General features: G+C 57.7%; 5 protein-coding genes. All 5 read left to right on the forward strand.

Annotated elements, in window-relative coordinates; translation table 11 throughout:
* The first annotated feature begins 105 nt into the window (after positions 1-105).
* On the forward strand, positions 106-1,188 hold the full coding sequence (gene apbC / locus AB5Y47_RS09140) for an iron-sulfur cluster carrier protein ApbC (protein ID WP_216944244.1): 1,083 nt from the start codon (positions 106-108) through the stop codon (positions 1,186-1,188).
* Between the two features lie 108 nt (positions 1,189-1,296).
* Positions 1,297-1,941 (forward strand): uridine kinase, encoded by a 645-nt coding sequence (gene udk / locus AB5Y47_RS09145; protein ID WP_010674731.1) that lies wholly within the window; start codon positions 1,297-1,299, stop codon positions 1,939-1,941.
* A 63-nt stretch (positions 1,942-2,004) separates the two neighbouring features.
* Positions 2,005-2,586, forward strand: a complete 582-nt coding sequence (gene dcd, locus AB5Y47_RS09150; protein ID WP_010674732.1) for a dCTP deaminase — start codon at positions 2,005-2,007, stop codon at positions 2,584-2,586.
* 320 nt (positions 2,587-2,906) lie between these two features.
* Positions 2,907-4,379 (forward strand): inorganic phosphate transporter, encoded by a 1,473-nt coding sequence (locus tag AB5Y47_RS09155; protein WP_045524860.1) that lies wholly within the window; start codon positions 2,907-2,909, stop codon positions 4,377-4,379.
* 452 nt (positions 4,380-4,831) lie between these two features.
* Positions 4,832-5,982 (forward strand): IS3 family transposase gene (locus AB5Y47_RS09160; RefSeq protein WP_102948979.1). Its coding sequence is split into 2 segments (ribosomal slippage): positions 4,832-5,069 and positions 5,069-5,982, totalling 1,152 coding nucleotides; the frame shifts between segments, so codons are not numbered across the junction.
* Positions 5,983-6,000 lie beyond the last annotated feature (18 nt).

Here is a 6,000-nt window from a genome sequence, read left to right on the forward strand (position 1 = left end):
GGCCCCCGGTGCCCTGACTGGCGGCATCACGATGACGTCGGCAAGCCACTGATTTATGTGCGGTAACCGTTCACCTCAGCATAACGACAACATAATGGGGAGTTAATGGTGATTGATTCAGTAAAACAGATCCTGGCCGAATTTAAGCCGGCAGGATGGGGCAAGGATCTGGTCGCGGCCGGTTTTGTGCGTTCCGTCGAGCGGCACGAACAGACCCTGGCCATCACGCTGGTGCTGCCCTTTGCCGGCCAGTCCCTGTTTGAACAGATCAAAGAGGAGTTCGATGCCCGGCTGCGCAGCTCAACCGGTGCGACCCGCATCGACTGGACGGGGGAGATAGACGTGGCCAGCATGCCCCGCGCGCAGCAACTGGCGGCGGTGCAGGGGATCCGCAATATCCTGGTGGTTGCCTCCGGCAAGGGAGGGGTGGGCAAGTCCACTACCGCGGTCAACCTGGCGCTGGCGCTGCAAAAAGAGGGGGCGCGGGTCGCCCTGCTGGATGCGGACATCTATGGCCCCTCCATCCCGACCATGACGGGGACCCTCAAGGAGCGCCCTGTCAGCTTTGATGGCAAGCTGATGGAGCCGGTGATGGCCTGCGGCATCAAGAGCAACAGCATCGGTTATCTGGTGGCCGAGCAGGATGCCACCATCTGGCGCGGTCCCATGGCGAGCAAGGCACTCGGGCAGATCCTGCACGAGACCCGCTGGGGCGAGGTGGACTACCTGGTGGTGGACATGCCCCCGGGCACTGGCGATATCCAGCTGACGCTGGCCCAGCAGGTGCCCACCACGGCGGCGGTGATCGTCACGACGCCCCAGGATGTGGCGCTGGCAGATGCCCGCAAGGGGATCGCCATGTTCAACAAGGTCAATGTGCCTGTGCTTGGCATCGTCGAGAACATGAGTTACCACGTCTGCAGCGCCTGCGGGCATCACGAGCCGTTGTTCGGTACCGGCGGTGGTCAGAAGATGGCGGAGCAGTATCACGTGGCGCTGCTTGGTCAGTTGCCGCTGCATATCGACATTCGCCAGCACATGGATGACGGCTGCCCCACCGTGTTCGGTGCGCCGGATGGCGAGCTGTCACAGACTTACCTGAAACTGGCTCGCCGGGTAGGGGCCGAGCTCTATTTCAGCGCAAAACCGATTGCGACCCCGCTCTACACGGTGGCGCTGGACGAATAATCGGCGTTCGGCCAAGGGGGACGGATTTGGGGTGGGCATGGCCACCCCTTTTTCATATAATGGATCGGTTTAAACAATCCCCAGTGCTCTTCTCTTTAGGTATTTTCAATGTCTGATACTCAACATTCCTGCGTGATCATCGGTATTGCTGGTGCATCCGCGTCCGGCAAGAGTCTTATCGCCCAAACCATCTATGAAGAGCTGGTGGCCGAGCTGGGAGCGGGTCAGATTGGTGTGATCACCGAGGATTGCTACTACCGTGATCAGACCCACCTGACCATGGAAGAGCGGGTCAAGACCAACTATGACCACCCCAATGCCCTGGATCACGATCTGCTGGTGCAGCATCTGACCCAGCTGACGCAAGGGGAGGCGGTCAACATCCCCCAGTACTCCTATACCGAGCACACGCGCATGACCGAGGTCACCACCTTTGCACCGCGCCGTGTCATCATCCTCGAAGGGATACTGCTGTTGACTGACAGCCGCCTGCGCGAACTGATGGACGCCTCCATCTTCATGGATACCCCGCTCGACATCTGTTTGCTGCGTCGTCTGGTGCGCGATGTGCAGGAGCGCGGTCGTACCATGGACTCCGTGCTCAAGCAGTATCAGAAGACTGTGCGTCCCATGTTCATGCAGTTCATCGACCCGTCCAAGCAGTATGCCGACGTGATCGTGCCCCGTGGCGGCAAGAACCGTATCGCCATCGACATGCTCAAGGCGCGTATCCGCCATATGTTGATTGGTTGAGAGAAAACAAGCCGGGTGATGCCCGGCTTTTTTTAATGAATCTTTTGTCAGGAGAGTCGCAGAATGCGTCTTTGTGATACCGATATCGAACGGCACCTGGATGAAGGCAAGATCGTCATCGAGCCGCGGCCCGGTGTTGAGCGGATCAGCGGCGTCAGCGTCGATGTGCTGCTGGGCAACGAGTTTCGGGTGTTTCGCGATCATACCGCGCCTTATATCGACCTTGGCGGGACCAGTGCCGAGATGGCCGATGCCATCGAGCGGGTGATGAGCGAGGAGATCCACGTGCCGGACGGTGAAGCCTTCTATCTGCACCCGGGTCAGCTGGCGCTGGCGGTGACCTATGAATCGGTTACCTTGCCCGCCGATATCGTCGGCTGGCTGGATGGTCGTTCTTCCCTGGCGCGCCTCGGCCTCATGGTACACGTCACCGCCCACCGCATCGATCCGGGCTGGTCCGGTCGCATCGTGCTGGAGTTTTACAACGGCGGCAAGTTGCCTCTGGCCCTGCGTCCCAAGATGAAGATCGGTGCCCTGAACTTCGAGATGCTGTCAGGTACCGCGGCTCGCCCGTACAACAAACGGGAAAATGCCAAATACAAGAGTCAGCAAGGGGCTGTGGCCAGCCGGATCAACCAGGATTGATCTCCGCACCGTGCGGCTTGTCTATCGAGGAGGGTGCCAAGGCACCCTCTTTTTTATCTGACAAAAGGAAACGGGCGTGCCGAGCGGGTTGAAAGGCGGCCTTTTTCGGGACATTGAGCCTTGCTACGGCTTTGATTGGCGCCTATCCACAGCAATGGAATGGACATAAATTAATCCTCGACAAGCCCCGTTCCTACAGGCCCTAAGACATTTTCTGACGGAATGCCCTTTTTTTTTTTTGCTGAAATATTTCAACAACGGGTATGGCGCATCGAGCCTTCTGGCATAATCCGCCGCAACTCATAAACAGGTTCGTTTTTATGTTTGAAATGTTTAGTGGTTTGGGTTTGTGGTGGTCAATCGGTTTGGTATTGGCCGTTTTTTTTGTGCTGGCCTATGAATTCATCAACGGCTTTCATGATACCGCCAACGCGGTAGCAACGGTTATCTATACCAAGGCGATGCCGGCTCATATGGCGGTGGTGGCTTCCGGTCTGTTCAATTTCGCCGGTGTCATGCTGGGTGGATTGGGGGTGGCCTACGCCATCGTTCATCTGCTGCCCATCGATCTGCTGCTTGGCATGGACTCCACCCAGGGTCTGATCATGGTGTTCTCCCTGCTGTTCTCGGCCATCGTCTGGAACCTGGGAACCTGGTACTTCGGCATTCCGGCATCCAGCTCCCACACCCTGATCGGTTCCATCCTGGGGGTAGGAGGTGCCTATGCCCTGATCAGCCATCAACCCCTGAAAGAGGGTATCAACGTCGGCAAAGCCATCGACATCATGCTCTCTCTCATCATCTCTCCCACCGTGGGCTTCATCATTGCCGCCTTGCTGCTGTTCGCCATGAAGCGCGTATGGCTTGGCAGCAAGATCCACAAGACCCCGGAAGAGCGCCTGCTGGTGGACGGCAAGAAGCATCCACCGTTCTGGGCCCGTGTCACACTGATTTGTTCCGCAATGGGGGTGAGCTTCGTGCACGGCTCCAACGATGGTCAGAAAGGCATCGGTCTGGTGATGCTGGTGCTGATCTGCATGGCGCCTGCCTATTTTGCGCTGGACATGAACAGCCGCTCCTATGATCTGGACAGAACTCAGGATGCCAACCAGCGCATCATGGAGATCTACCAGCGTAACCAGGATCAGGTTTCCCATCTGGTGAACTTCAGTGTGCCTGCCAAAGCCCAGGAGGAGCTGATGAGCCACTGTGCGGCAGGGGAGGCCCTGCAGGCCATGGCGACCCTCGACAAGCGTCTGGGCCAGGTGCGCACCTACGAGGAGATGAACCTGGTGGATCGCCGCGAAGTGCGTCGCCTGCTGCTGTGCATCGACGACACTGCCCGCAAGGTCTCCAAATTGCCGCTGCCGGCCAAGGAGCTGACTGATCTTGCCAAATGGCGCAAGGATCTGACCGCCACGGCCGAATATGCGCCGACCTGGGTTATCGTGTCCATCGCGCTGGCGCTCGGTTGCGGCACCATGGTGGGCTGGCGTCGTATCGTCTACACGGTAGGGGAGAAGATCGGTTCCACCGGCATGACCTACAGCCAGGGCATTGCAGCCCAGATCACGGCCGCCGCGTCCATCGGGATTGCGAGTCTGACCGGGATGCCGGTGTCCACCACCCACATTCTCTCCTCTGCGGTGGCGGGGACCATGGTGGCCAACAAGTCCGGCCTGCAGAGCCAGACCATCAAGACCATTCTGCTTGCCTGGGTGCTGACATTGCCGCTCACCATGCTGCTCTCCGGCGGCCTGTTCCTGCTGAACAACCATCTCTTTGGCGGGTAAGCACGACAGTCATTGGAAATGAAACAAGGGCCTTCGGGCCCTTTTTTGTTGCCTGGTGAATATCACGTCATACGGCAATAGTTCAATGAGCGATGGCTATATGCCATCAGACAAGCAGTTGAACAGCCATATCTATCACCTCCTTGTTTCTCTACATCCCTGAACCACCCTGTTGTGCACAGTGAGGGCAGCATCCTTGTTACGAGCTGACACTTGCACGTGAAGCTGAAGGGAGGGCGTCCAACGGGTCTATGATCCTCACCAGAAATGATGAGAGTGAAGAGCGCCACAGGTTGCCCTATGTCTGGCATTCCCGTTCAACCTGGGTTGTCTCAGCCACCACTGAACACACCGACTGTGCTACCAAAGGGGAACGCTGCCAGACTGTTTGAATCGCCCCCAGTTCCCTAGACACCTCACAGCCTTAAAATGAGGCAACTATTGGAGGTGTTATGACCCGTCAGCGTTATCCAGAAACATTCAAAATCGAAGCCGTTAAACAAATCACCGAGCGCGGGCGGCCGGTGGCTGACGTTGCACGTGCCATCGGGGTATCCAGCCACAGCCTGTATGCATGGCTCAAGCAGTACGGTAAGCCTGCTGACCAGCAGATAGAAGAGTCTGCCTTGCAAGCCGAGATCCGCCGCCTGAAAACTGAACTGCGCCAGGTCACCGAGGAGCGCAATATTCTAAAGGAGGCCGCCGCGTACTTTGCCAGCGAGTCAAGGAAAGGTACGCGTTCATAACCTCCCGACTCGACCGGTACAGTGTCGTTACCCTGTGCCAGACCCTGGGGGTTCACCGAAGTGGCTTCTACGCGTGGTTGAAACAGCCCACATCGCCACGACAGCAGGAGGACGAACGACTGACCGGATTGGTCAAGCAATCCTGGCTGGAAAGTGGTGCTGTCTACGGTTATCGCAAGATCCATCGCGACTTTCGTGGCGCAGGGGAAGCCTGCGGCAAGCACCGTGTGGCCAAATTAATGAAGCGGGAGGGACTGCGTTCGCAAACGGGCTATCAACGCCGCAAGGGGCATTATGGAGGCAAGAGCACGCAAGCTGCCCCAAACACGCTGGCACGTCAGTTTAAGGTGCCAGCCCCCAACATCACCTGGGTGACTGACATTACCTACATTCGCACTCAAGAAGGGTGGCTGTACCTGGCGGTGGTGCTCGACCTGTTCTCTCGCCAGATCGTCGGCTGGGCGATGAAGTCACGCATGACGGCAGACTTGGCGGTTGATGCGTTATTGATGGCCGTCTGGCGGCGCAAACCCAAGCAGCCGGTACTGGTGCATTCGGATCAGGGCAGCCAGTTTACCGGTGGTGAATGGCAAGACTTTCTGAAGGCCCACAACCTGAGTTGCAGCATGAGCCGACGGGGTAACTGTCACGACAACGCGGTCGCCGAGAGCTTCTTTCAGTTGCTCAAACGGGAGCGGATCAAGCGCAGGATTTACGCGACAAGAGACGAAGCCCGCAGCGATGTGTTTGATTATATCGAGATGTTTTACAACCCAATCAGGCGTCATGGTTCCAATGATGGGCTGTCGCCGGTAGAGTTTGAAAGGCAGTTTATTTTTCAGCAACAAAGTGTCTAGAAAACCAGGGGCGCTTCA

Origin of the sequence: Aeromonas sp. R7-2 (assembly GCF_040908105.1) — a bacterium.
Classification (GTDB): domain Bacteria; phylum Pseudomonadota; class Gammaproteobacteria; order Enterobacterales; family Aeromonadaceae; genus Aeromonas; species Aeromonas caviae.